Origin of the sequence: Pedobacter segetis, from assembly GCF_016623585.1 — a bacterium.
Lineage (GTDB): Bacteria > Bacteroidota > Bacteroidia > Sphingobacteriales > Sphingobacteriaceae > Pseudopedobacter > Pseudopedobacter segetis.
Map to the genome: position 1 here is coordinate 110,348 of NZ_JAEHFY010000012.1, position 26,286 is coordinate 136,633.

17 protein-coding genes are annotated in these 26,286 nt (G+C 36.3%); 7 read left to right on the plus strand and 10 right to left on the minus strand.

All coding sequences use genetic code 11. The annotated features are described in order from the left end of the window. Positions 1–15 precede the first annotated feature (15 nt). Positions 16–2,526, minus strand: a complete 2,511-nt coding sequence (locus I5M32_RS09940) for a M1 family aminopeptidase (RefSeq protein ID WP_200586082.1) — start codon at positions 2,524–2,526, stop codon at positions 16–18. Positions 2,527–2,813: 287 nt separating this feature from the next. Here I5M32_RS09940 and I5M32_RS09945 point away from each other — a divergent pair, with 287 nt between their 5' ends. After that, a complete protein-coding gene (locus tag I5M32_RS09945) occupies positions 2,814–4,787 on the plus strand; it encodes a tetratricopeptide repeat-containing sensor histidine kinase (RefSeq protein WP_200586083.1) in 1,974 nt (657 codons plus the stop codon). A 69-nt stretch (positions 4,788–4,856) separates the two neighbouring features. Here the strand turns inward: I5M32_RS09945 and gcvP are convergent, their stop codons facing one another. The 4 genes from gcvP to I5M32_RS09965 all read right to left on the minus strand — a co-directional run bounded on the left by gcvP (position 4,857) and on the right by I5M32_RS09965 (position 12,542). Beyond that, the gene (gcvP, locus tag I5M32_RS09950; protein WP_200586084.1) at positions 4,857–7,742 is read right to left on the minus strand and encodes an aminomethyl-transferring glycine dehydrogenase; all 2,886 of its coding nucleotides are present in this window, start codon (positions 7,740–7,742) and stop codon (positions 4,857–4,859) included. A 507-nt stretch (positions 7,743–8,249) separates the two neighbouring features. Beyond that, complete coding sequence (locus I5M32_RS09955; protein WP_200586085.1) at positions 8,250–9,125, minus strand: glycosyltransferase family 2 protein; 876 nt, start codon at positions 9,123–9,125, stop codon at positions 8,250–8,252. A gap of 32 nt (positions 9,126–9,157) precedes the next feature. Further along, positions 9,158–11,206, minus strand: coding sequence for a tetratricopeptide repeat protein (locus I5M32_RS09960; RefSeq protein ID WP_200586086.1), 2,049 nt, complete (start codon positions 11,204–11,206; stop codon positions 9,158–9,160). A 172-nt stretch (positions 11,207–11,378) separates the two neighbouring features. Beyond that, a complete protein-coding gene (locus I5M32_RS09965) occupies positions 11,379–12,542 on the minus strand; it encodes an IS110 family RNA-guided transposase (protein ID WP_200586087.1) in 1,164 nt (387 codons plus the stop codon). Positions 12,543–12,860: 318 nt separating this feature from the next. Between I5M32_RS09965 and I5M32_RS09970 the strand changes: the two genes are divergently transcribed. Then, the gene (locus I5M32_RS09970; protein WP_200586088.1) at positions 12,861–13,775 is read left to right on the plus strand and encodes an oxidoreductase; all 915 of its coding nucleotides are present in this window, start codon (positions 12,861–12,863) and stop codon (positions 13,773–13,775) included. An 8-nt stretch (positions 13,776–13,783) separates the two neighbouring features. Further along, positions 13,784–14,287: a very short patch repair endonuclease gene (locus I5M32_RS09975; protein ID WP_200586089.1), complete on the plus strand. Its 504-nt coding sequence runs from the start codon at positions 13,784–13,786 to the stop codon at positions 14,285–14,287. Positions 14,288–14,396: 109 nt separating this feature from the next. On the opposite strand, the gene I5M32_RS09980 is transcribed toward I5M32_RS09975, so the two are convergent. The 5 genes from I5M32_RS09980 to I5M32_RS10000 form a co-directional block, all read right to left on the minus strand. After that, positions 14,397–14,606 (minus strand): hypothetical protein, encoded by a 210-nt coding sequence (locus I5M32_RS09980; protein ID WP_200586090.1) that lies wholly within the window; start codon positions 14,604–14,606, stop codon positions 14,397–14,399. Between the two features lie 648 nt (positions 14,607–15,254). Continuing rightward, on the minus strand, positions 15,255–16,973 hold the full coding sequence (lysS, locus tag I5M32_RS09985) for a lysine--tRNA ligase (RefSeq protein ID WP_200586091.1): 1,719 nt from the start codon (positions 16,971–16,973) through the stop codon (positions 15,255–15,257). A gap of 153 nt (positions 16,974–17,126) precedes the next feature. Continuing rightward, a complete protein-coding gene (locus I5M32_RS09990) occupies positions 17,127–17,654 on the minus strand; it encodes an RNA methyltransferase (RefSeq protein WP_200586092.1) in 528 nt (175 codons plus the stop codon). 339 nt (positions 17,655–17,993) lie between these two features. After that, positions 17,994–18,296 (minus strand): hypothetical protein, encoded by a 303-nt coding sequence (locus I5M32_RS09995; RefSeq protein ID WP_200586093.1) that lies wholly within the window; start codon positions 18,294–18,296, stop codon positions 17,994–17,996. Between the two features lie 87 nt (positions 18,297–18,383). Beyond that, positions 18,384–20,162, minus strand: a complete 1,779-nt coding sequence (locus I5M32_RS10000) for a M61 family metallopeptidase (protein ID WP_234461926.1) — start codon at positions 20,160–20,162, stop codon at positions 18,384–18,386. 121 nt (positions 20,163–20,283) lie between these two features. Between I5M32_RS10000 and I5M32_RS10005 the strand changes: the two genes are divergently transcribed. Genes I5M32_RS10005 through I5M32_RS10020 form a run of 4 tightly spaced genes read left to right on the plus strand, consistent with a single transcriptional unit; the run spans position 20,284 to position 26,256 of the window. Further along, positions 20,284–20,769 carry a MarR family winged helix-turn-helix transcriptional regulator gene (locus tag I5M32_RS10005; RefSeq protein WP_200586094.1) on the plus strand — a complete coding sequence of 162 codons (486 nt, stop codon included), beginning with the start codon at positions 20,284–20,286 and terminating at the stop codon, positions 20,767–20,769. Beyond that, on the plus strand, positions 20,766–21,845 hold the full coding sequence (locus I5M32_RS10010; RefSeq protein ID WP_200586095.1) for an efflux RND transporter periplasmic adaptor subunit: 1,080 nt from the start codon (positions 20,766–20,768) through the stop codon (positions 21,843–21,845). The genes I5M32_RS10005 and I5M32_RS10010 overlap by 4 nt, the downstream gene beginning before the upstream one ends. Continuing rightward, the gene (locus I5M32_RS10015; RefSeq protein WP_200586096.1) at positions 21,845–24,943 is read left to right on the plus strand and encodes an efflux RND transporter permease subunit; all 3,099 of its coding nucleotides are present in this window, start codon (positions 21,845–21,847) and stop codon (positions 24,941–24,943) included. Before I5M32_RS10010 ends, I5M32_RS10015 begins: the two co-directional genes overlap by 1 nt. 2 nt (positions 24,944–24,945) lie before the next feature. Next, the gene (locus I5M32_RS10020; protein ID WP_200586097.1) at positions 24,946–26,256 is read left to right on the plus strand and encodes a TolC family protein; all 1,311 of its coding nucleotides are present in this window, start codon (positions 24,946–24,948) and stop codon (positions 26,254–26,256) included. Positions 26,257–26,286: the final 30 nt, after the last annotated feature.

The window sequence follows — 26,286 nt, forward strand, 5'->3', positions numbered from 1 at the left end:
ATTGGGACATCTACTTTATAATTTGCTTATCTCATCAATGGTTTTTTGAGTCTCTTTTATTTGAGCATCAATATTTTGCTTATCACTCTCTTTAGCTTTTTCTAAATCATTTTGCTTGCTCTTAACCACATTATTGAGCATTACGTTTACATATCTATCCACACCATAGGTTTTGTATTGTTTAGCCATAGATTTTAATTCTGCCAATCCTTTCTTGAGGTTATCTAAATTGTCGACATTCATTAATATACTCGCAAAACCTGGTATCAATTGAAATTTTGTTTGCACACCCGCTTCGGTAAAAGATTTATAAACGTACGGAAACTCTTCATCTCCACCTTCTACGCTGTAAACATTAACAATTGCTGTGGCTAAAGGCCCTTTACTATCTTTTTCTAAAGTTTTGGCTAATATTTTAGCTTGCGACATATCTAATGCGGCAATTGAGTTTAGTGCAGCACCATCAATTGCATAAGATGGATTTTTTAATGCGTCAGTAAATAATGCCATGTAATTTTTATCCTGAAGGTTCCCCAAAGACTCTATAGCCGCAGCCCTAACCAAAGTTTTAGGATCTGTTTTGGCAATGTTTATAATAGTTGAAAGAATCTGCTTTTTAACATCTTCGTTATCTAGCTTCAAATTGTTGATGGCATCAATACGCAATCCATAGTAAGGGTCTTTTAAGGCGGCAATTAAAATATCTAGTCCTTCTTTAGTTTTAATATTTTTGATGGCCGCTTGTATAGCTTCTAATCTATCTACATATAAAGGTGCATTTTTGTACTGGAATGCAAATTCTTGGATGGTTTTATTGTCCTTTTTGCTCATCAACAAAATTTTATCGGCATCTACGTTTACCAGATCTGGTTTGTTATTTAAAGGGAAACAGATAGAATCTGTTTTGCTTTTCATCCAATAATTCTGGGTAAATTTTTTACCGTTGGCATAAACATCAATTTTCATGGGCAAGATAAACGCATCTGCTTTTTGTTTCTGGGTTAGGTAAACAGTTTCGGTTTTGGCCGTTTCATTCCATTTATAATCTATCGTTAGATCGGGATTGCCCGCACCGTAATACCATTGGTTAAAGAACCAGTTTAAATCTTTACCACTAACTTGTTCTAAGGCTAAACGTAGTTGTTGGGCTTCTCCGCTACCAAAAGCATTGGTTTTTAGGTAAAGGCTTAATCCTTTAAAAAAAGCATCCTCACCTAAATAATTCCTCAACATATTTAATATCCTACCTCCTTTTTGATAAGTTACCACATCAAACATATCTTCTTTATCGTTATAATGGAAACGAATTAAGTCTTTTGTTTTAGCATCCGGAGTGCCTAGATAAGCTTGCATAGATTCATAGTTATGCGCATCGCCCGCATCTCTGCCTTCAGAATGTTCTGCCCATAAAGTCTCGCTAAAATCAGCAAAAGATTCGTTTACCGATAAATTGCTCCAACTCTCGGTAGTTACATAATCTCCAAACCATTGATGAAAAAGTTCGTGGGCAATGGTTTCTTCGCCGTTACTGCCATCCAATAATTCTCTTTTGGTTTGTTGCACATATTCGCCGTGTAAAGTTGCGGTGGTATTTTCCATGGCACCACTAACATAATCCCTTACCACAATTTGGGCATATTTATTCCATGGGTATTCTACGCCTAATTTTTTAGAGTAGAAAGCGATCATCTCTGGCGTTTTACCAAAAATATCTTTTGCATAAGGCGCATAAGCTGGTTCTAAATAATAATCTACCGGGATATTTTTATATTTATCATGATAGATTTTAAAATCGCCAACAGCCATCATAAACAAATATGGCGAGTGAGGTTTATCCATTTTCCAAGTGTCTGTTCTGGTACCATCGTTATTTTTCTTTTGGGATATTAAAGCCCCGTTAGAGAGCGTAACATATTTGGCAGGAACCGTCATGATGATTTCTTCAGTAGTTTTTTGGTTTGGATGATCTATTGTAGGGAACCAAACCGAAGAGCCTTCTGTTTCTCCTTGTGTCCAAATCTGAACAGGTTTACCTTTTACGGTACTATCCGGATTGATAAAATACAGGCCTTTGGCATCAGTAATGGCCTGGCTACCTTTGGTCTTAAATTCATTAGGTTTAGAGGTATAGGCAATATAAATGGTGTAATTTTCTGATGAGGTATAAGTTTTGCCCAAATTAATTTTGAGCTGCAAACTATCATAGGTAAACTTCAACGGGCTATTGATACTTCCGTTCAATATAGAAACGTTTTTAATGTCCATCCCTTTGGCATCTAACGTGAGCGAATTTGTAGGATAAAAATGAGGTTTTAAGGTTATCCAGGCCTTACCATACAGATAGGCTTTTTTATAATCAAACTTTACATCTAGTTTGGTATTTACTAAATCGTTTATTTTATCTGGAGTTGCCCTGTAAATTTTTTCGGCCGTATTTAAACTATCTTTTTCTTGCGCTTTGAGCAAAGAAAAAGATGAAACCAAAAATACTGTTAGTAAGATTCTTTGAGAATTTGATTTTAACATTTTATATTTTTTATACTATAGAAAATTTATTTAATGAGGATAACAAATATAATTAAACTAGCCAGTTTGAAATTAGTTTTACCATTTAAAATTAATTTGCCAATCGTTTATTTTTGTAAAAAGCATTTAAAATTTAATATATTTAAGTTTACTTAGCAGGTTTAAGGTTTATTAGTTGTTTCTTAATAAACTCAATCATCACTACTTTTATTTAGAAAAAAATATTGATGATAAATTCATCTTCGATAATATTATAAGCTTAAATTAATGTTTCACATACAATGCTTATGAATTTTAAATCGCAAAAATTCTTTTTTTTCTTTTTAACCATTGCTCTTTTTTTCTCTTTACAAACCATATTCTGTTTTGCGGATCCAAAAACAACTGATCAAGATTCTGTTAAACTAGGAAAGTACCTATCGATTTTAAAAAAAATTGACCCCAAGAATGTTGATAGCATAATTGCCATATCAGATAAAGCTATCTTAGATTTTAAACATCAAAATAGCGAGTACGATCTTTGTAAGATTAATCAGGGTACGGGTTTTATCCTTTCTAAATATGGATACTTAGGCTTGTCTGAAAAATATTATACCGATGCTTTAGCGTTATCCAAAAAGATAAAAAATACCTCTTTAGAGGTAGATATTACCAACTCTTTAGGGGTTTTGTGGGGAAAAAGAGGAGATTTTCTAAAAGCAGAATCTTATTTTTTAAAAGCTTTATTATCTGCCAAGAAGACAAATTACCAAGAGGGCGTTGCAGCTGCCTATTTTAAATTAGGAGTTGTGCGCACCAAACAAAATAAACCAAACGAGGCGTTAGAATTTTACCTAAAAGTTGATTCTGTTAACCAAAAAAACGGCACCCATTTTCTTAAAAACGATTTGATTGCTAATAAAGCCATTATTTATGCGATAAGAGGAGACTTGGATAATGCTTTAAAACAATTTGAGTTGAGTTATAAAATTGCTGCTGAAGAGAGAAACCTTATTAACCAGGTTTTGGCACTTCAAAATATAGGCCTAGTGTATAAAGAAAAAAAGCAGTACCAAAAAGCCCTATCAATTTTAGAAAAGGGAATAAACACCGCAAAAAAAAGCAACCTAAAAGAAGAAGAATTGAGAATCACTATCAACGTTCCTTTGGTTGTTTTTGAGCAAAAGAAATACCACTTGGCCCAAACTCAATTGCTAGATTTACTAAAGAAAGCGAAAAAGTTGGGGTTGGAGGATTTACAGGTTGAGATCTATAACGTTTTGGTAGAAACTTCCGAAGCACAAAATAACTTCAAATCTGCATTTGATTATTATAAAAGTGGTTCAAATATAAAAGATAAGCAAATTAACGAGCAAAAACAGAGAGCTTTGGCAGAGGCCAATGCAAGCTTAGGTTTGTACAAGGCAAATGCTAAGATTTTAGAAGGCAACCAACTTTTATTCCAAACAAGAAAAGAGAGAAATATCATTCTAGTCGTTTTAATAGCTATCGCAATCTTATCTTTTGTTTTAATTTTTGTTTTGATTAGGTTAAAAAATACTAATGATGAGCTAAGTATTAGTAAAATAGAACTGACCGAAAGTAACAGTATCAAAAACAAATTATTTTCTATCATTGGGCATGATTTAAGGGGCGGGCATGGTTCAACTTTAGGGATTTTAGGTTTAATTAAAAATGGTGATCTAGATGCTGAGGAGCAAGCAAAATATTTAGATTTGATCATCAAACAATCTACCTCTTCTTTAGAAACATTAGATGATCTGTTGCTTTGGGGAAAAGCACAAATAAAGGGAAACAATCTACAAAAAGTTAACATTCAGATTTTACCGGTTATCCAAAAAGTAATTGATCTTAATATTAAGGCAATCAATGAAAAAAAACTGGTTTTGAACACCATAGATTTAGAGGGTAAAAGTATTTTTATGGATGCTAACCATTTTGCATTCATTATTAGAAACTTGATGGCTAATGCGATAAAATTTACCCCTAGCAATGGGCAAATCAATATTTATGCAGAAAATCATCAAAATAATTTAATCAAGATCTGTGTTGCCGATAACGGCATCGGTATCCCAGAAGAAGATTTGAAAAATATATTTTTACCAGATAGCAAAAGCAGGAGAGGCACTAACAATGAAAAAGGAACTGGCTTAGGCTTAACGCTTTGCAATGAATTTGTGATGGCAAACGGAGGTAAAATTTGGGCAGAGCAAAATAACAACCAAGGAACTGTTTTATGTTTTACCTGCGAGAAAGGCTAAAAAGGCCTGTCTCGGTTTAAAAGCAAGACTTTAAACTTTTTACTTTAAACCTTCTACTCTAAACATCCCTTAAACCAAAACATCAAACTCATACTCTTCAATAGGTGGGCAAGTACAGATCAAAGTCCTATCCCCAAAAGTATCATTAACCCTACCAACCGAAGGCCAAAATTTATTTAAAGTTACATAAGGTAATGGAAACGCCGCTTTTTGGCGAGTATAAGGTTTATCCCACTGGTTGCCGGTAATTACGGCTACGGTATGTGGTGCGTTTTTTAAAGGATTATTAACTTTGTCCAATAAACCAGTTTCAACATCAGCAATTTCATTTCTGATAGCAATCATCGCATCACAGAAACGGTCCAATTCATGCTTCGGCTCCGATTCTGTTGGTTCTACCATTACCGTACCTGCAACAGGGAAAGAAACCGTTGGGGCGTGGAAACCATAATCCATCAAACGCTTAGCAATATCTGTTACCTCTATGCCTAAATTCTTAAAACTTCGGCAATCCAAGATCATTTCATGCGCACAACGTCCATTAGCCCCGGCGTATAAAACCGGGTAATGTTTTTCTAATCTTGCTTTGATATAATTGGCATTTAGGATGGCATATTTTGTGGCATTCGTTAATCCTTTTTCGCCCATCATGGCAATATAAGCGTGAGAAATCAATAAAATAGAAGCCGAACCCCAAGGAGCAGCAGAAACAGCAGAAATAGATTTCTCATTACCCATATCCACAACAGAATGGCCGGGTAAAAACCGAACTAAGTGAGCTGCTACCCCAATTGGGCCCATTCCGGGGCCGCCGCCACCGTGTGGGATGCAGAAGGTTTTATGCAAATTCAAATGGCAAACATCGGCACCAATATTTGCCGGCGAAGTTAAGCCAACCTGAGCGTTCATATTTGCGCCATCCATATAAACTTGCCCCCCGTGTTTATGGATAATTTCACAAATCTCGATAATGGATTCTTCAAAAACACCATGGGTAGAAGGGTAAGTTACCATCAAACAACTTAAATTTGCAGAATGTTCCTCGGCTTTTGCCCTTAAATCCTCCACGTCTATATTTCCTTTTTCGTCACATTTTGTTACCACAATCTTCATCCCTGCCATTGCAGCCGAAGCTGGATTTGTACCATGTGCTGAAGAAGGAATTAGCGCAATATTTCTGTTAAAATCTCCTCTATCCTGATGATAAGCCCTAATAACCATTAAGCCAGCATACTCGCCCTGTGCGCCCGCATTGGGCTGTAAACTCATAGCTGCAAAACCTGTAATCTCGCTCAGCCAATCGTTCAGTTCTGCCATAATTTGCATATAGCCACCGGTTTGGTGAGCTGGCGCAAAGGGGTGCATGGCACCAAATTCTGGCCAGGTTACTGGTATCATTTCTGTGGTTGCGTTCAATTTCATGGTACAAGAACCCAATGCAATCATTGAATGGCATAGCGATAAATCTTTCGCTTCTAATGATTTGATGTAACGCAACATCTCATGTTCTGAGTGGTGCTTGTTAAAAACCGGGTGTTTTAAAAATGCCGACTTTCTCTGTAATTCTTCGGGAATGGTGGTCTCTAAATCCGCTTTAAGCGAATTCAAATCTATATCGTTAACATTAACGCCCTTAACCTTGGCAAAAACCTTAACTATGATCTCTATATCGTATAAACGAGTGGTTTCATCTAAAGAAATAGTGATGGTTTCCCCTTCGTAATTGAAGTTCATTTCGTTGTTTAATGCCTCTGAATGGATGGGGTTTACCAGATCGCCCACATTAAATTTCACGGTATCGAAATAAGAAGCATTTAATTGCACAAAACCTAACTCTGCTAAAGCTTTGCCCAATAGAACTGCAAAACCGTGGATCCTATCCGCAATAGACTTGATCCCTTTTGGGCCATGGTAAACTGCATACATACCAGCCATAATGGCCAATAATGCTTGTGCGGTACAAATATTTGAAGTCGCTTTATCTCTACGGATGTGTTGCTCGCGAGTTTGCAAAGCCATACGCAAAGCATAATTTTCATGCGCATCAATGGTTACGCCGATGATCCTGCCCGGCATACTGCGTTTATATTCTTCTTTTGTGGCAAAAAAAGCGGCGTGTGGCCCGCCAAAACCCATCGGGATGCCGAAACGTTGCGTTGTCCCAACCACAATATCAGCCCCCCATTCTCCGGGAGGGCTTAGTAAAGCCAAGCTCATTAAATCGGCAGCAACGGTTAATTTGATGTTTTTCTCGTGTGCAGCATCGGCGAAAGCCTTATAATCATAAACCTCGCCAAGCCCGGCAGGATATTGCACCAAAGCACCAAATAAATCATCTGTCAATTTTACAGTTTTATGGTTGCCGATAAGCAGTTTAATCCCATAAGGTTGCGCCCTGGTTTTCAAAATATCTATGGTTTGCGGAAAAACCTCTTCAGAAACAAAATAAGATTTAGCCTCTGTTTTTTTGCGCAAGCTGTATTGCATAAACATGGCTTCGGCGGCCGCGGTTCCTTCATCTAAAAGTGAAGCATTTGCAATTTGCATCCCAGTTAAATCCAATACCATGGTTTGGAAATTTAGCAATGCCTGCAAACGTCCTTGGGCAATCTCTGCCTGATAGGGCGTATATTGCGTGTACCAGCCCGGGTTTTCTAGAATATTGCGCTGTATAACGGCAGGTAAAACCACATCGTTGTATCCTTTGCCAATGTAAGATTTAAAGACTTTATTTTTAGATGCTGTTATGCGTAGATCGTGTAAATATTCAAATTCGCTTTTTGCCGCCGGCAAATTCATTGGCTTTTTAAGCCTGATGTTTTTTGGGACCGTCTGATCAATCAATTCTTCAATAGAACCTGCACCAACTGCTTTTAACATGGCCAGCTTATCTTGCTCATTAGGAGCGATATGCCTATTCTCAAATTGTTCTTTGTAATCTACGTTCAACTTCATTGGGGCAATTATTTAATCTTTTAAACAGAACCTAAATTTCATTAATACCAAGCATAATGAAACGGCAAAAGTATAAAAATTTATGATTTTGTTTAAGAGTATAACAAGCCGAAAATTGTAAAGTTTTTAACAGTTGATAGGTAATGTTAAGAAGATCTAATTTGTGGCCTAAAACAAAAAAAATAGGGTTTAAGATAATTTAAAGATTTGGATGTTCCCACCTAAAAGGCGTTAAAGCTTTCATTACCGTCTTTTTCTGAAAAAGAAAAAAACCTGCCCGAATTACAGGTATCGATTTTTATTTCAATCCTTAACAAAAAAGCGATAAACCTAAATATTCAGCTATGAAAATTTCTGCAGGGATCCCTAAAACTTGATGCGGTTTTTTAATCATATTTAAGTTTAATATTTCAGATTGCCTACTTCTGGCACCTCATATCTAAGAAAGTTCTGATGCGGATTTGCCTAATTGCTCTAACCCGAATTTGATAGCCGCAAAACGCCATCCTACAAATCCTTTTTTCTGATCTGCGAAAGCTGTTCTGCCATAGCGCCAAAAAAGAAAGTGAATACACCAAATAATATGGATAGGGAAGCACCCGTTGAAACCCCTTTATCCCTTAATAAAATTGGTATCCCCCAAACTACGCCTGCAATTATGCTCACAAGTGCAATGGGCATAAAAATGCGGATAGGGTTAAAGAGGACAACAATATTGAAGATTTCATAAACCGTATGAAAAGCCGTTTTTACGGTAATGGTACTTTCTCCATCGTTCCTGCTCCTGATTTCTATAGGCTCTTCTATTACCTTGTGAAACTGGTTAATGAAAGCGAGGCATATCACATCGCTAAAAGCCATGCTGTTTGGGCATATCTTACAGTATTTTTTCCCTAGATCTGTTTTATATAGTTTCATGCCAGAATTGATGTCATAAATAGGGATCGGCATTAATCTTTTGATGATCAAACGAATAATCCTTTTACCAATGTCTCTCAATAAACTTTCGGATTTTAGGCCTTTTCTGCTACCAACAACCATTTCCGCATCTTTTTCAATCAGCTTGGCCATCAAAACCGGGATGTTTTCTACCACGTGTTGTCCATCAGCATCAATGGTAATCAGGTATTCTGTTTCACAGTTTAGAACACCTGTTTTTAAGGCGCCGCCATAACCCCTATTAATTTTATGAGAGATTAATTTAAAACATTCATGCTTTTCATAAACGCTCAATAATTCTTTGCTATCATCTTTGCTGCCATCATTAACCACGATCAGTTTATAGTTTTGTTGCTCGCAAAAGCTAATGATGTGCGGCATTACCAAAGGGATGTTTTTTCCCTCGTTGTATGCGGGGATGATAACGGTAAGTTTTTGGTCCATAGATTTAATGGCGTTAAAATAAATTCTTTATCTTATTTATCCTTTTTCTTTAATTCGCTTTTTGCCCAATTCAAATTGCCAATGGCTAATTTATCATTAGGGTTAATTGCCAAGGCCTTGTTTAGGTATTTTATGCCTTCTTCCCAATTCTTTAACATATTGTTTGCCGCCCCAATATTAATGTAAGCTTCAATTTTATTAGAGTCGAGTTTTAAAACCTTTTGGCATAAATTTATACATTCTTGATATTTGCCGGCATTATACATGGCTAAGCTTTGGTTAATGTAATTAGTGATTTTTGTTTTATTGTCATTGTTTTCTGCCTCGGTATAATAAGGTGTTTTGTTTAAACCTGCAGCAAGGTATTTTTTTGCAAGCTCATTGTTTGGTAAAATTTCTAGGTAATCCTTAGCCGTTGTTGTAAGCTTTTCCCAGTCTTGCAATTGGTTATAAGTTTTCAATAATAATTCATAAACATCTGAAGAAGTGGGGTTAATTGCCAATGCTTTTTCCCCAACTTCTTTTGCATCTTCATATCGGTTATTTTGTATTAAATATTTAGTATAAAACTGGTATGGTTTGTAAGACTCGGGGTTAAGCGATATTGCCTTTTTAAAATTTTCCTCAGCTTCTTGTGGTAAGCCTATGGCATTTTTTGCAACGCCTAAATTGATATAAACAGCACCATATTTTGGTGTCAATAATTTTGCTTTTTCAAAATTTGATATGGCATCTTTATAATTGCCAACTTCCATTTGGGTAAGCCCATAATTCATAAAACCCCTTCCATTTTCGGGGCTTTTTTGTGTAACATCTAGCCAAAGCGAAGATTCTGATTTCCAAACTTTATTTCTTTGGGTAACCCCATAAGTATTTAAACCCAATATGCAGATAGCAACTGCAATTAAACTGATTTTAGCGAGCTGATTATTTTTTAATTTATTTTCATGATTGATCAAATACAGGGCAATGCTATAAGTTGCGCTAAAGGCTAAACCTATAAAAGGGAAAAACATACGGTGATCATTGGTTACCTCTGCCAAAGGAGCTAAAGATGTGGGTAAAAGTGCTGCACCAAACCAGATCAAGCCGAAAGCTATTGGCCTGGTTTGTGGTTTTTTTGAGGTTTTGAAAATAACGGTGGCATAGAGGATAATAAAGATAAACCCCATAATAATCCGCTCATCCAATAAATTTTTTATAATGGTAAAATCTGTATCGGCACTTAAACTTGTTGGCAAAAAGAAACTGATGAAGTAATGTATCCAAACATAGGTTTGTGTAAGCACATAAGGTACAAAAGGATTGGTTGTGCCTTGTATGGCGGTATTTGCCGACATTAAATAATATTGTGTAACCAAATTTATAATGGTTAAAGGCAATAAAGTAACCACTGTTTTTATCAGATATTTAAAGTTGGTGGTTTTAAAAAGGTCAGAAATGCTTAAATTTCTTTCGAATAAAAGGATGTAAAAGAATAAAAGTATGATAAGCACCGGCATGATCTCTTTAAAGAAAATACCAATAAATGCGGGGATAATGTATAAGTAATATTTCCTTTTATTGGGATAGGCGATATATATCAGAAATGCCGCTACTACGCAAAAGGTTGATAGCACATCGGACCTTGAAATGATATAGTTTACCGTTTCTGCATTTGCGGTATTTAACATATACCAAGATGTTGCAAATAGGGCAATGTATGGGATCCATGTACTGGCACTAACCTTTTGGAGTAGGTTTTTGTACATAAAAAAGATCATCACACCTAAAATTACGTACCATACAAAAGTTGATAATTGGAAATAGAATGGGTTTAACCCGTTTGCTAACCAATAATCTATTGCCAATGTGGTAGTTACCATGGGCCTTAAACCCCAATGCTCTGGATCTACACTAAACATCCTTGGATCATGAAAAAAAGCAGGGATATTGCTTAAATTTCTGATATATAAGTTGTTAACTATGGTATGAAAATCATCAAAATGGAAACCGTTATGAAAATGATTTGCATAAGCGGCTATTAAAATTATAAATGCCAAGATGGAGAGAAGAGCTACATTCTTATCTGTTTTATTCATTATCGCAAATAAAGTAAAAGTTTACTTGCAATTTTAGTAAGTTGCTGGTTAAAAACCAAAGAAAGAGGTTAAATAAACCTGATAGTAGTGAAAAGCCCGCAGGACGATGCGAGCGGACTTGTAACGGAAAGGTACTGTCTTAAAAAGCAAATCATTTTTTTATATATTTTCTTTAATTTTGCAACAATGGAAAGAGGACTTTAAGCGATTCGTTGTACTGAAGTTCATCTTGTGTAGTGCTGCTTAATTGCGGCACTATTTTTTTACTTTCTCTTTCAGAGAAAAACGGAAAGAGGTCCTTTTGCTCATCATTACCCGAAATCATCTTTTCCTCATGTTCTCCGCTATAAGGTAAATCATTCTTCCATAGAGTATACATCACTATCAAAAGCTTTTTCTGAACCGCCACATATCCCTTCATCTTTATTTTACTCCTATCATAAACTCTTTGGTATAGTCTCTTAAAAGGGGTTTCATCAAATCTTACAACGTTTAAAGCCGGCATGTGCAGTATTCTTCGAATTCGTCCATTCCCCTTCTTTGAAATCTTCGTTCTGCCCACTCTGTTCCCTGATTGGTTCTCTACCACATCATAGCCAGCATAACTCACCAGTTGCGACTGATTGGTGAACAACTCAAAACCGTTCGTCTCTGCTATGATGGTGGCTACACTCAATACATCAACTCCTTTGATCAAACAGATATGCTCTACCTTTCGCTTAACCTCTTTATTGCTATCTATATGCCTAACAATCTCTTTCTTTAGACTCTTTACTTGTTTATCAAACAGGTCAATACTTTTCTTCAGTTGTTTACCCACTTCTTTAGAGGTATAGCCGCTGTGGCTCAATGCGTGTAACTGGTTCTGAAATACCGTCTTGATTTCCTGGGTACTTTGGTAATGCCTGGTCAATAACCTCAGCTCATAGTTATATCTACCGATAGGTTTCCATTGTTCAAAACGATGTCCGATACACATCATCGCCAGTCCCCTGGCATCTACACCATCATTCTTTGTCTTTAACCCCAGGGCCTGCATGTACTTGCTGGACTTATTGGGCAGTACCACAAATATCTGCTGTCCTTGTTCCGTTAGCCATATGGCCAATCTTTCGTGGTAAACGCCCGTGGCTTCCATCAGTATCTCTACTGCCGTGTCTGTTTTGCTGTGCTTTGTTAACCACAGTAAAAACTCTTTGAAGCCGGACAGCGTGTTGCCAAACTTTCTTGTTCCCTTGATCTTTGATCGTAGCTTCACATCTATGCTCAGCATACATACATCAAACTTGTCCTTGGAAATGTCTACACCGATGGTGTATTTGATTAAATGGTCCATAGTCTTTATCGATTAAAATCAAAAAAACCAAGCTTTTCTTCTACAGTCTTTGCTCATCTTCATTCAAGATAGTTTTTATGAAAACCTCTTTGGGTACTGTTCAGACTCTCGAAGAAAAAACCGTAAGGGGTGTGCCTTTCACGTCAACATCGATAATAAAATCGTGTCTTGCCGGACTAATGAATTCCCTATCGGTTTTTAGTCTCTTTTATTCAAATGTAAAGATATGAGCAGGACTATCGGGAATGAGTTGCAATACAGCACCTTTTCTGATTTTTATGCAGATATTTATGGAATAACAATTGTATCTGTTGTTGTATGAAAGCTTTCGATATTGAGAAAATTCCCGCTCAAAAAGGGAAAATAGCCATTGTTACCGGCGCAAACTCTGGTTTAGGGTTAGAAACCGCAAAAGGTTTGGCCAAAACGGGGTTTTTGGTTGTTATGGCTTGTAGAAATTTAAAGAAAGCAAACCAAGCTTTAAATAAAATAAAGCAAGAAGTTACAGATGCCAATTTAGAGGTGATCAAAATTGATACCTCATCTTTAAGTTCTGTTAGGGCTTTCGCCGAAGATTTTCTTGAGCGCCATCAAAAACTGGATTTATTGATTAATAACGCTGGGATCATGGTGCCTCCATTCTCTTTAACGGAGGATGGTTTTGAAAGCCAATTAGGTACAAATTATCTAGGGCATTTTTTATTGACTGGCTTATTATTACCGACTTTAGAAAACACAAAAGATAGCCGTGTTGTTAGTTTGAGCAGTATTGCACATAAAAACGGCAAGATTAATTTTGATGATCTGCAGTTTAAAAAACGAAAATACAGTAAGTGGGATGCTTACGGGCAAAGTAAATTAGCTTGTTTAATGTTTGCTTTTGAAATGGATAGAAGGTTGAAGGCCAAAGGTTCTAAAACAATTTCTTTGGCGGCGCACCCGGGTATTTCTACCACTAATCTGTTTGATCACATGCCGTTTTTTTATAAGTTAATTAGCCCGGTATTTAATTTATTGATCAGCCAAAGTGCAGAGGATGGCGCTAAACCAAGTTTAATGGCTGCTTTATCTGATGAGGTTAGCGGTGGCGATTTTTTTGGACCGCAGGGTTTTAAAGAAATGAAAGGCAAGCCGGGGAAAGCCACTAGCACCTCGCTTTCTAAAAATAAAGAGGTTGCTAAAAAATTATGGTCGGTTTCTGAAGAATTAACCGGAATTAATTATTTGGATTAATTTAAAAAATGGTAGAAAAACCCTATTTGGTTTCGGAAGATAGAATAAAAGTTCCTCGCTTTAGCGAGGAGGCCGGCTTTTATACTACAAAAAAACGAAGCAAAATAATGGGTAAAATTAAGGCTAAAAATACCAAACCCGAGGTTTTGCTACGTAAGGCCTTATGGAAATTGAATGTGAGGTATAGAATCCATCAAAAAAATATATTTGGCACTCCAGATTTGGTTATCAAAAAATACCGCTTAGCCATTTTTGTTGATGGCAGCTTTTGGCATGGTTACGATTGGGGCAAAAGAAAAGAGCAATGGAAAAAAAACAAAGCATTTTGGGTGCCCAAAATAGAGAGGAATATACAAAGGGACCTAGAAGTAAATAAAAAACTAGAAGATGCGGGTTTTACGGTTATGCGTTTTTGGGATTTTGAGATAGAGAAAAATTTAAACCATTGCATCAATCAGATCATGCTTTATATTGAAGCGGCAAAAGAGCACAATATACCTGCATTAGAATAAATTAAGAATTAAAGTAGTAGAATGAAGGCCTTTCTGATGGGAGGGTTTTTGGGAAATTGTGGTTATCACAAATTTTAAGGGAGTAATAAAATTTTGTTGTTCAAAATCTTTATTTCTCGCTTAAATGGTCTAAGCCTATTTCATCTTGAAAACTTCTTTTACTAATGATATCGTCTTCATCGTCCCAAATGCGACTAAAAAAAGTCCGTTCGTTTTGAATCCTTTTAACTAAAGAACTGATAAATGAAATATCAAACTCGTTTTTGTTCAACTTTAGGGTATATTCTTGGTCTGTAATTTCTAAAACTGAATTTTTCATGATTAAAAATGCTGGTGTTAGATTTTTGAAAACATAAACCATACCAATTAGCTAATGAATTGAGTATAATTTTATGTTAACTAATATCGGTTGTTTAATATTAAGAAGGTTTTAAGATTGTGTTAAGCTTTGAAGAAAGTTATGGGCTATAACGTTAAAACATTTTTATTGATGCGGTAATTTTTAGACCATAAGAGAGCAATATTGGAATAAAAAAGAAATCATTACCAATAATTGAAAGGTTAAGCCTAATAAAATAAAGATTGCCAATTCCTCGTCTTCCACAAAATTTTTTTAAGGACAGGTATTTTAACCTTGTCCTAATAGATGTGAAAGAGGGTTATCACAAACCTATCCCAAATTTGGGAATTTGCTATTATGGTTGATATGAACTACAAAGAAAGCGTTTTGTGCTAAATAAGCTTAATGCCTGTTTAAATTTGGCTTGTTTTGATAAAAAAGACAATAAGTATTCTTGAATAACTTGAAACAACAATAAACAGAAGATGAAAAATAAGTTAGGCAATTTCACAACATAAACTTAAACAGGATGTAAACGCCAAAATTTATTGCATAAAAAAGAGGCTGTCTCCTACGTTTGCTTGAAACAAACATAGGAGACAGCCTCCTTAAAACAGTTTTATATATTTAATCAAACCAAGCCATTACCTCATCTTTGGTAGGCATCGTGATTTCTAATTTCATTTTTTTGCGCATCCCACCAAGATCATTAAATACTTTATTTGGGTTAGCGGCTTTTAATTCTGCTGGCGAATTGAACCCCATTTTTCTTAAAACCGGTATCCATTGGGCAGGGATCGCTAAAGCCACAAAATCATCATCGGTGTAAACCTTGTTTTTTTTCTCTGGGCGCATCTGCGGGAAAAAAAGTACCTCTTGGATGCTGCTTTGGTTAGTCATCATCATTACTAAACGATCAATACCTATACCTAGGCCAGATGTTGGTGGCATCCCATATTCTAAAGCCCTTACAAAATCATCGTCCATAGCCATTGCTTCATCATCGCCTCTGGCAGCTAGTTTCAACTGTTCTTCAAAACGTTCTTTTTGGTCAATGGCATCATTCAACTCTGAATAGGCGTTTGCTATTTCTTTCCCGTTAACAAAAAGCTCAAAACGTTCTACCAAACCTTCTTTGCTTCGGTGCTTTTTTGCAAGGGGTGTCATTTCTATAGGGTAATCGGTAATGTAGGTTGGCTGTATCAGCTTGTCTTCTACTTTTTCGCTAAAGATTTCATCTACCAATTTGCCTTTTCCCATGCTGGCATTTACCTCTATGCCCATTTGTTTACAAGTTGTTCTTAAAGCCTGTTCATCCATTTTAGAAACATCCACACCAGTGAATTTCAAAATAGAATCATACATAGAAAGTTTTTCATAAGGCCCGGCAAAATCAATGATATGATCGCCAACGGTAACGGTAGATTTTCCGTGAACGGCAAGGGTAATTTTCTCTAAGCATTCTTCTACCATACCCATCATCCAGATATAATCTTTATAGGCCACGTAAATTTCCATGGCTGTAAACTCGGGGTTGTGGGTGCGGTCCATGCCTTCGTTCCTAAACATTTTCCCAAATTCATATACGCCATCAAAGCCTGCAACGATCAGTCTTTTTAGGTAAAGCTCATTTGCGATGCGCAAAAAAAGCGGCATATCTAAGGTGTTATGGTGCGTATTAAACGGACGAGCCGCTGCACCGCCATGTACGGCCTGTAAAATTGGGGTTTCCACTTCCATCCAACCTTGATCGTTAAAATAGCTACGCATGGTATTGATAACCTTAGAGCGGATCTTGAAAATCTCTTTATACTCTGGGTTTACCGTAAGATCTACGTAACGCATCCTATAACGCATTTCTGGGTCTGTAAAACCATCATAAATATTGCCATCGTCATCACGTTTTACAATGGGCAATGGTTTTAGGGATTTAGAGAGAACTTTGAAATCAGAAACATGGATAGATGTTTCGCCGGTTTGCGTGGTAAATGCGTATCCCTTAACACCAATAAAATCGCCAATATCCAATAATTTTTTAAATACGGTATTGTATAAAGTTTTATCCTCGCCGGGGCAAACCTCATCACGTTTGATGTATATTTGGATACGGCCAGTGGCATCCTGAAGTTCTGCAAAAGAAGCATTCCCCATAATTCTACGGGTCATGATGCGGCCGGCTATACTGATGGTTTTGTAGGCTGTTTTATCTTTTTGGTAATTGGCCAAAATATCGGCAGCGTTGGCGTTAATGTCAAAAGCTTCTGCAGGGTAGGGGTTTATCCCCAATTTTCTTAATTCGTTTAAAGATTCGCGTCTTTGTATTTCTTGTTCTGAAAGTGCACTCATTAAATCAAAAATTTGCGCAAAAATACGTTTTTATAATTTTATGCCGAAAAATAAAATCAAGAGCCTAATAACTGCCTTTATCAGGATTTGTGATTGAAGCAATCAAAAAAAGGGGAGCGTGTATTGGTAAATTTATGGCAAAGAGATTTAACCTTAGCGTTGAAGTTTAGCATAAAAATCCCAAAGAACTATACCCGTACTAATCACGATATTAAAAGAATGTTTGGTGCCAAATTGTGGGATCTCTATACAGGTATCTATATTTTGCATCACTTCTTCGCTTACGCCATTTACTTCATTACCAAAAAACAAAGCATATTTTTTATCGCCTTTAGGCTGATGATTTAATAAACTCACACTATTTTCTGCCTGTTCTATCGCCACGATTTGGTAATTTTCTTTAAGCACATTTACGGCATCAATCACATTTTCAAAATATTGCCAGTGGATAGATTGGGTTGCGCCCAATGCGGTTTTCTCAATTTCGCGATGTGGAGGTTGGGCGGTAATGCCGCATAAATAAATGGCCTCTACCGCAAAACCATCGGCTGTTCTAAAGGCAGAGCCTACATTGTGCAAACTACGCACATTATCCAAAACAATGATAATGGGTAATTTTTCTTGTTCTTTAAATTCATCAACACTTGGCCTATTCAGTTCCTCTAGTTTCAGCTTTCTCATGTTGGCAAATATAGCATGGCTTTTAATAAGTTTATGAAGACTGCACCATGATTTTTAACGATTATCGGTTGATTTTTTGCCTAGTTGGTTGTTTTTAGAAGCTCTTTTTTATGCGATAAATAAAACACCAATAAGGCATTGGTACTTATCTTGTTATAAAAAAATTAGTCTAAACTTTTTCACAGGATGTTAGAAATAAGGTCTGGTTTAATGTGCTTAATTGCCCATTAAGCACAAAAACCGGCGATTGATTGATGCTTTAAGCCACTTTACCGGATATAGTTTTGATGTTTTTCTTTTGGGTTTTAGAGGATATTGACTTCCCTTTGTAAGTGATCATTAAATTTTTGTTCCTTTAATTAGCAAAGATGTTTTAATAGATTGTTCTTTAAGATGTAAAAATTCCCTTCGTTTTTTGTCTTTTTTAAAGTTCTCAAAGTCTTGTTCGGTATCAAACCCTAAAAAGTGGATTTCATAAGGTTTGTCTGTACCAATTTCGATAAATGATTTTTCATCGGGCCTTAAACGAAAGAAAAGCCGCCCATTATACTTCCCAATAGTTGATAGGGCAATATCTTCAAACTGATCAAAAACCTTTTCTTGCCCCGGTACAATATGAATGAGTTGTGTTAAATAAATCATCTGGTTAAATTATTTATGGGGTTTGGGGTTAGCTATGCTTTAGGGATTACCGCATATTATTTATGTTGATCAACAAATTTATCTCAACTACAAACTCAACCATTTCTCTAAAACAGTTTTTTGGGCATCAGTAGGTTTTTCTACCTCTTGTATTACCATATTTTTACTGGTAGATGGTTTAAATTTTACGATGATGGTTTTTAAAATCCCGTCACGGCCTACCACAAATTCGGCATCTTTATTTATATCTAAATTGGCAACATCTTTTAAAACGTCTGTTGTGCGTTGGCCGTTTATGGCCAAAACCTGATCGTTTACATTTAAGCCGCTATCCCATGCACTACTGTTTCTAGAAACAAATGCGATTTCATTTTTATTGCTTTTGCTAACCGTAATACCCAAATAAGGTTGTTTTGTAATAGGTGTCCTATCTACCAAGGTTAAGCCGGCATACCCTAAATATTTGTTAAAATCTAAGCTTTTTGTTCCGTTAATATAATCTGCATAAAACGTATCTAGGTTTTCCCCTGTATATTTTTCAAAAACCAATTTCATCTCTGCATCGGTGTAGCCCCTATTCTTCTTCTTATAAAACTCGTTATAAGCGTAGCGCATGGCATCATCCAAAGATTGTTTGCCTTCAGATTTTTTGATGATGGCCAAATCTAGCATACAGGCTATCAAAGATCCTTTATTATAATATGATACCGTTGTATTCCCACTATTTTCATTAGGTCTGTAATATTTTATCCAAGCATCAAAACTGGCATCGCTTAAAGATTGTACTTTATTGCCTTGTGAATTTTCAATGGCATTAATATCTTGTTGGATCATATCTAGGTATTCATCCGTATTGATCAGTTTGGCTCTTTCGGTAATCAGGTTATCGTAATAAGCGGTAAAACCCTCTGCGATCCATAAATTGGTGGTATAATTTTCTTCATCATAATTAAATGGGCCTAATGCGATGGGTCTTAATCTTTTCACGTTCCATAAATGGAAATGCTCATGGGCAACCAATCCCAAAAAAGATTTGTAGATCTTTTCGTTTTGGTAGCCATCTCTGGTAGCACCCAAAACCGTAGAGTTTAAATGCTCTAAACCACCGCCACCAGATAGGTAATTGTGAACTATGAATACGTAGCGTTTATTAGGGTTCTCTCCAAAAATATCTGTCTCTTTCTCAATTATCTTAGAAATATCGGTTTTTAAGCGTTCTTTGTCATAATTGCCGCCACCCACCATGGCAACTTCATATTTTACGCCTACTACATCAAAATCAAACACATCTTGGGTGCCCACTTCTATAGGTGAATCAAACAACCAATCAAAATTTTTCGCATAGTAAGTAAAAGATTTTCCATCCGTCTTTTCTAAACCGGTAGAAACCTTGTCCCATCCCTTAAAAGGATTAATGCTTACGGTAGCAGGCTCTGCCAAACGCCCATCTACATACATAAAAATACCTGTCGGCGATAAAAAAGCATGACTATCATCAATAAAACTGGTTCTTACGGAAACTTCAAAACAATAAACCCTGTAATTTATGGTAACAGATTTTTTACCCTTTGTATTTATTTTCCAAGTGTTTTTACTGATTTTTTCAACACCGCTAGAGGCCTTAAAAGATTCTACATTTTTAGAAAACTCCCTGATCAAATAAGAACCAGGTGCCCATACTGGCATTTTAACCAAAATATCGTTTTTGTTTATATTATCGATGGTCATTTTTACATCTGCATAATGTGCTTGGGGTTCTGTAAAAGAAACTTCAAATGCAATATTGGCTACATTTTCTGCTTTAGCGTTAAGGCCCATAATTATAAATATGAAAAAGATGAAAGATTTAGATAAGTAATTAACCATGAATGTAAGTTTTAAACAAAGTTATAATATTAACCATATTTTGAGATATTATAAATTTTAGGATCTGTAATATAGTTGATACCATCAACTAATTTTAAAATTATCGGATACTTTTGTGTTGATGATTACCCGCAAAAAATATGAAGAACCATTGGCACATCAGCTCATCCAGATCACCAAAAAATACCTGGGTGTACTTGCCGATCATTCAAAAGATATCCCATTAGAAAGATACCATTATACCCTTTTATTGATAGATGAAAATAATGAAAGCCTAACCCAAAAAGAGATAGCCAACTTGTTGCAGGTTGATAAATCTTTTATGGTAAACATGATAGATTATCTAGAAAATAATGGTTTTGTGATTAGAAAGACCAATAATAACGATAGAAGACAATATTTAATCAAACTAACAGAAAAATCAAAGGGCATTCTACCACAAATTAACCAGGTTTTTGTAGCCGTAAACCAAAAAGCATTAAAAAGTTTGTCCCAAAACACCGTAAACTGTTTTTTTGAGGTATTAGAAACGTTACAGAACAATTTAAAAGGAGTTAACATTAACGATATTAAATTAGATTATAAAAATCTAAAATCAAAAGGATGAAAGTAAAATATATTGTTTACATAGCATTATGCCTGTTATTGGGTTATTTGATCTTCAACAGGATCGCAAAGAATTCTGCAAAGAATGGAGGCGTTAAAGGCGCACAAAAAGCAGGTTCAGGCTCGATTACAACCGTTAAAGGGGTTATTGTTAAAACACAAAATTTTTCTAACGATATTTCTGTTTCTGGCAGTATTGATGCAAATGAGCAAGTTGCCATTAGAAGCGAGGTTTCTGGTTTGGTAAAGCGCATTAATTTTACCGAAGGCAGCAACGTTAGCAAAGGGAGTTTATTGATCAAGATCGATGATAGCGAATTGCAGGCACAATTGGTACAAGCTATCACCAAAGAAAAGCTGGCTTCAGAAACAGAGAGCAGGGCCGGTAAATTATTAAAGGCAGAAGCCATCAGCCAAGAAGAATATGATGGCACACTGGCCGAATTGAAATCTTTAAAAGCACAGAGCCAATTAATAAGGGCGCAACTTTCTAAAACAGAGATAAGGGCACCTTTTTCTGGTAAAATTGGCTTGAGGAACATATCTGAAGGGGCATATATTACACCCACTACCAACATTACCGATCTGGTAGCCACAAATCCATTAAAGATTACTTTTTCTGTACCAGAAAAATACGCACAAAGGGTACAATTAGGCGCAGAAATTACCTTTGATGTAGCCGGAAGCAGCAAAACCTACAAAGCAAAGGTTTATGCTAAAGAACCCGCCATTTCTGTTGATACAAGGTCTTTAACCATTAAAGCAAAGGCAAATAACGATGGTTCTTTACTGCCCGGTACTTTTGCAAACGTTAATCTCCCATTAGAAAACATTAAAGATGCGATATTGATACCAACGGAGGCGGTTATTCCTGTTTTAAAAGGCAAACAAGTATATATCAGTAAAAATGGGAAAGCCAAATTGGTAGATGTAAAATCTGATATAAGAACAGATGAAGATATTTTGGTATCTGATGGGCTCTCTGTTGGCGATACCGTGATAACATCGGGCATTATGGCCATAAAGGAAGGTGCTGAAATTAAAGTTAATGTTAACAAACCCAAAAATCAGGACTGATGAGCATATCTACCATAAGTATCAAAAGACCGGTTTTAGCCATAGTTATCAATCTCCTTTTATTATTGTTTGGAGTTATCGGCTATACTTTTCTAGGCGTTAGGGAGTATCCTTCCATAGATCCAACCGTAGTATCTGTACGCACAAGTTACCCCGGTGCAAACTCTGATATTGTAGAATCCCAGATCACAGAACCTTTAGAAAAATACATCAATCAAATTGATGGAATAAAAAACATATCATCATCAAGTAACCAAGGTTCTAGCTCTATTAACATAGAGTTTGAATTGGGTAAAAATTTAGAAGAAGCAGCAAATGATGTTAGGGATAAAGTTTCCCAAGCATCAAGGTCTTTGCCTAAAGATATTGATGGGCTGCCCGTTGTTTCTAAGGCAGATGCCAACTCAGAGTCTATCATTTCAATGACTATCCAAAGCGATAAAAGAAGCATTTTGGAAGTTAGTGATTATGCCGATAACGTTATCGCTCAAAAGCTGCAAACCATCCCGGGTGTTTCTGCCGTTCAAATTTGGGGAGAAAAGAGATTTGCCATGCGGTTATGGTTAGATCCAGACAAGTTGGCTTCCTACAAACTTACTCCCTTAGATGTTCGCGATGCCTTGGATAAGCAAAACGTAGAATTGCCTTCGGGCAAGATATCTGGCGATAAAACAGAACTAACCGTAAATACAGTCGGAAATTTAACTACCGTAGATCAGTTTAATAACCTTATCATCAAAAACGATGGTACAAACATCATTAGGTTAAAGGATGTTGGCTACGCAGAGTTGGGTTCAGAAAATGACGAGACCGCTTTAAGATCTGGAGGTAAACCTATGGTTGCCACGGCAATTGTGCCGCAACCGGGGGCAAATTATTTAGATATTGCCAAAGAGTTTTATAAAAGATACGATGCGCTAAAAAAAGAACTCCCGGCAGATTATAAACTTAATATCGTTCTTGATAATACCGTTTTCATCAAACAATCAGTTACAGAGGTTGCCGAAACCTTGGGTATATCTATTTTGTTGGTTATCATTATCATTTATCTGTTTTTTAGGGATTGGAGCATCGCCTTTAGGCCGTTGATCGATATACCGGTTTCTTTGGTGGCCACTTTTTTTGTGATGTACCTCTTAGGGTTTTCTATCAACGTTTTAACGCTGCTTGCCGTAGTTTTGGCCACGGGTTTGGTGGTAGATGATGGTATTGTGGTAACAGAGAACATCTACAAAAAAGTAGAAGAAGGGATGTCTCCGTTTGAAGCTGCCATAAAAGGAGCAAACGAGATATTTTTTGCGGTAATATCCATATCTATCACTTTGGCAGCGGTTTTTTTACCGGTAATATTTTTACAAGGTTTTGTGGGTAGGTTGTTTAGAGAGTTTGGGATCGTTATTGGTGCTGCCGTTTTAATATCTGCGTTTGTTTCTTTAACGCTTACGCCGATGCTGAACGCCTACTTGATGAAAAACACAAAGAAATCTAAGTTTTACGATAAAACCGAGCCCATCTTTGAAAAAATGAACCAAAGTTACCACGAGGCTTTAGAATCTTTCCTTAAAAAAAGATGGCTGGCGTTTCCTATCGTGATCATTTGCGTGGGCATGATTTTTCTTTTCTGGAAGGTGTTACCAAAAGAAACAGCACCGTTAGACGATCGCAGCACCTTAACTTTAAATGTAACCGCCCCAGAAGGTTCATCGTTTCAATATACCGATAATTATATAGCAGATGTTGGGGATTTGATCAGGGATTCTGTACCAGAAGTTGCAGCAAGCCTTTCTTTAACAGCACCCGGATATTCTGGCTCTGGGGCTGCAAATACCGGTTTTTATCGTTTACGCCTGGTGCAACCATCAGATAGAAAGCGTTCTCAAGATCAAATTGCCAATGATCTTACCAAAGAACTAAAAAAATTGAACGAAGCAAAAACCTTTATTCTGCAACAACCAACAATTGCCGTGGGCAGAACCAGGGGTTTACCTGTTCAGTTTATCATACAAGCACCAAATTTTGAGAAATTACGAGAGAAAGTGCCTCTTTTTATGGATGAAATTGCAAAAGACCCAACTTTTGCCAATACCGACGTAAATTTGAAATTCAATAAACCAGAACTTAACGTAACCATAGATAGAAATAAGGCACAAGATTTAGGGGTTTCCATTATGGATGTTGCCCAAACACTCCAACTATCTTTAGCCGCACAAAGGTTCGCCTATTTTACCATGAATGGCAATCAGTACCAAGTTATCGGCCAGTTTAATAAGGATAAAAGAAACGATCCTTACGACTTAAGTTCCATATTTGTGAGAAACAATGCAGGGCAACTTATTCAATTAGATAATTTGGTAAAAGTAGAGGAGAAAAGTAGCCCGCCTCAATTATACAGAAATAACCGTTTTTCCTCTGCCACTGTCTCGGCCTCTTTAACAGAAGGAAAAACAATTGGAGATGGTATTGCAGCAATGCAAAGAGCCAAGGCTAAGATATTAGATGATAGTTTTACTACAGATTTAGCAGGCGAATCTAGAGACTTTAGCGAAAGCAGCTCTAATACAACTTTTGCTTTTGGCTTAGCTTTATTATTGGTTTATCTGATTTTGGCGGCCCAATTTGAGAGTTTTGTAGATCCGGTTATCATTATTATAACGGTACCAATGGCTGTTGCCGGTGCATTCTTTTCGTTATGGTTGCTAGGGCAAAGTTGGAACATCTTTAGCCAGATCGGTACCATCATGCTAATTGGTTTGGTAACAAAGAACGGGATTTTGATCGTAGAGTTTGCCAACCAATTAAAAGAAAAAGGAGTGCCTGTTGCACAAGCTATAAGAGAAGCTTCCGTTTCGAGGTTAAGGCCAATTTTAATGACAAGTTTGGCCATTGCATTAGGTGCATTGCCAATTGCGTTGGCATTGGGTGCAGCATCAAAAAGTAGGATGAGTATGGGGACGGTTATTATTGGTGGCACCTTGTTCTCTTTATTACTTACATTATTCGTTATTCCATCTATCTATTCTTACTGGTCTAAAGAATTTAAAGAAAGCGAGGCGGCAAAAGCAGAGAAAGAATTAATTAAGGAAGGTATAGAAGTATAACCATGAAAGCTTTTAATAAATATTTAATTGTCGTTTTAGTTTTTCCATTTGCTTCAATTAAGGCACAAGAAAAATTAAGCTTACAGAAAGCCCTTACCATAGCTTTAGAAAATAATTACAGCATAAAAATCAGTAAAGTTCAAAAAAGCATTTCCTCTAATGATCTAAGCTTGGGAAATGCAGGTTTCTTACCCTCCTTAACAGGTAATTTAAACCAAACAAATAACATCCAAACCAGCACCGTAGATTTAGCCTCTGGCGGTTCTAGAAACGCCAACAACGCAAAAACCACAAACCTTAATTACGGGGTAAGTTTAAATTGGAAAGTGTTTGATGGCTTTACAATGTTTGCCAACTATGATAGGTTAAAAGAGTTGGAAAAATTGGGAGAATTAAACGCCCAACTAACCGTACAAACAACTATAGTAAACGTAATCAATACCTATTACAACTTAATTAGTCAAGATAATCAGCTACAAGCAACCAAAACGGCGCTAGAGGTATCTCAAACAAGATTAAAGAACGCCAATAACAGGTATAAACTTGGGAAAGGCTCTAGGTTAGAATTGTTGGCAGCAAAAGTAGATCTGAATACAGACACTACTCAGCTTCTACGTCAGCAAGATTTGATAAAAACGATCAAAATACAACTCAATCAATTTTTAGCGAGAGATTTAAGTACAGAATTTGAGATCATCGATGATGTAAATATCGATAAATCTTTGGTTTATGATGATTTAAAATTAGCGGTTAATAGTAAAAACACCGATATACAGACGGCTAGCGTTAACCAAAAAATAGCCGAGATCTATATTAAACAAATAAAGGGAAATAGGTACCCCAATATATCTTTAACATCAGGGTATAATTTTTCTCAAAGCACTTCCCCGCCCACGGGTTTTTCTATTAGATCAAATAATAGGGGTTTTAATTATGGCTTAACGGCATCTATAAATATATTTAACGGTTTTGGGCAAAACAGGTTAGAAAAAGCGGCACAATTAGAACTGCAAAGTGCTAACTACGATCTGCAAAGAATCAAACAAGATGTAAACGCCAATTTGTTAACAGCTTATCTCAATTATCAAACAAATTTGAAATTGTTGTTGTTAGAGCAATCTAATGTAGAAGTGGCAAAAGAAAATTTAGACATTACCTTAGAAAAATACAAATTGGGGAGCATAGTGCCTTTAGAGCTTAGGGAAGCACAAAGGAACTACATTGATGCCAACGCAAGATACGCGAATGCCCTATACGTAACAAAAATTTCTGAAGTGAGTATAAAAGAAATAACAGGCACTTTAAGCATTTAAAATTGTAAAATGAATAATACATTCTTTTTA

Coding starts and splice junctions, on each gene's coding strand:
- I5M32_RS09940 (WP_200586082.1), bottom strand. CDS start 2,526: ATGTTAAAATCAAATTCTCAAAGAATCTTACTAACAGTATTTTTGGTT.
- I5M32_RS09945 (WP_200586083.1), top strand. CDS start 2,814: ATGAATTTTAAATCGCAAAAATTCTTTTTTTTCTTTTTAACCATTGCT.
- gcvP (WP_200586084.1), bottom strand. CDS start 7,742: ATGAAGTTGAACGTAGATTACAAAGAACAATTTGAGAATAGGCATATC.
- I5M32_RS09955 (WP_200586085.1), bottom strand. CDS start 9,125: ATGGACCAAAAACTTACCGTTATCATCCCCGCATACAACGAGGGAAAA.
- I5M32_RS09960 (WP_200586086.1), bottom strand. CDS start 11,206: ATGAATAAAACAGATAAGAATGTAGCTCTTCTCTCCATCTTGGCATTT.
- I5M32_RS09965 (WP_200586087.1), bottom strand. CDS start 12,542: ATGGACCATTTAATCAAATACACCATCGGTGTAGACATTTCCAAGGAC.
- I5M32_RS09970 (WP_200586088.1), top strand. CDS start 12,861: ATGAAAGCTTTCGATATTGAGAAAATTCCCGCTCAAAAAGGGAAAATA.
- I5M32_RS09975 (WP_200586089.1), top strand. CDS start 13,784: ATGGTAGAAAAACCCTATTTGGTTTCGGAAGATAGAATAAAAGTTCCT.
- I5M32_RS09980 (WP_200586090.1), bottom strand. CDS start 14,606: ATGAAAAATTCAGTTTTAGAAATTACAGACCAAGAATATACCCTAAAG.
- lysS (WP_200586091.1), bottom strand. CDS start 16,973: ATGAGTGCACTTTCAGAACAAGAAATACAAAGACGCGAATCTTTAAAC.
- I5M32_RS09990 (WP_200586092.1), bottom strand. CDS start 17,654: ATGAGAAAGCTGAAACTAGAGGAACTGAATAGGCCAAGTGTTGATGAA.
- I5M32_RS09995 (WP_200586093.1), bottom strand. CDS start 18,296: ATGATTTATTTAACACAACTCATTCATATTGTACCGGGGCAAGAAAAG.
- I5M32_RS10000 (WP_234461926.1), bottom strand. CDS start 20,162: ATGGTTAATTACTTATCTAAATCTTTCATCTTTTTCATATTTATAATT.
- I5M32_RS10005 (WP_200586094.1), top strand. CDS start 20,284: ATGATTACCCGCAAAAAATATGAAGAACCATTGGCACATCAGCTCATC.
- I5M32_RS10010 (WP_200586095.1), top strand. CDS start 20,766: ATGAAAGTAAAATATATTGTTTACATAGCATTATGCCTGTTATTGGGT.
- I5M32_RS10015 (WP_200586096.1), top strand. CDS start 21,845: ATGAGCATATCTACCATAAGTATCAAAAGACCGGTTTTAGCCATAGTT.
- I5M32_RS10020 (WP_200586097.1), top strand. CDS start 24,946: ATGAAAGCTTTTAATAAATATTTAATTGTCGTTTTAGTTTTTCCATTT.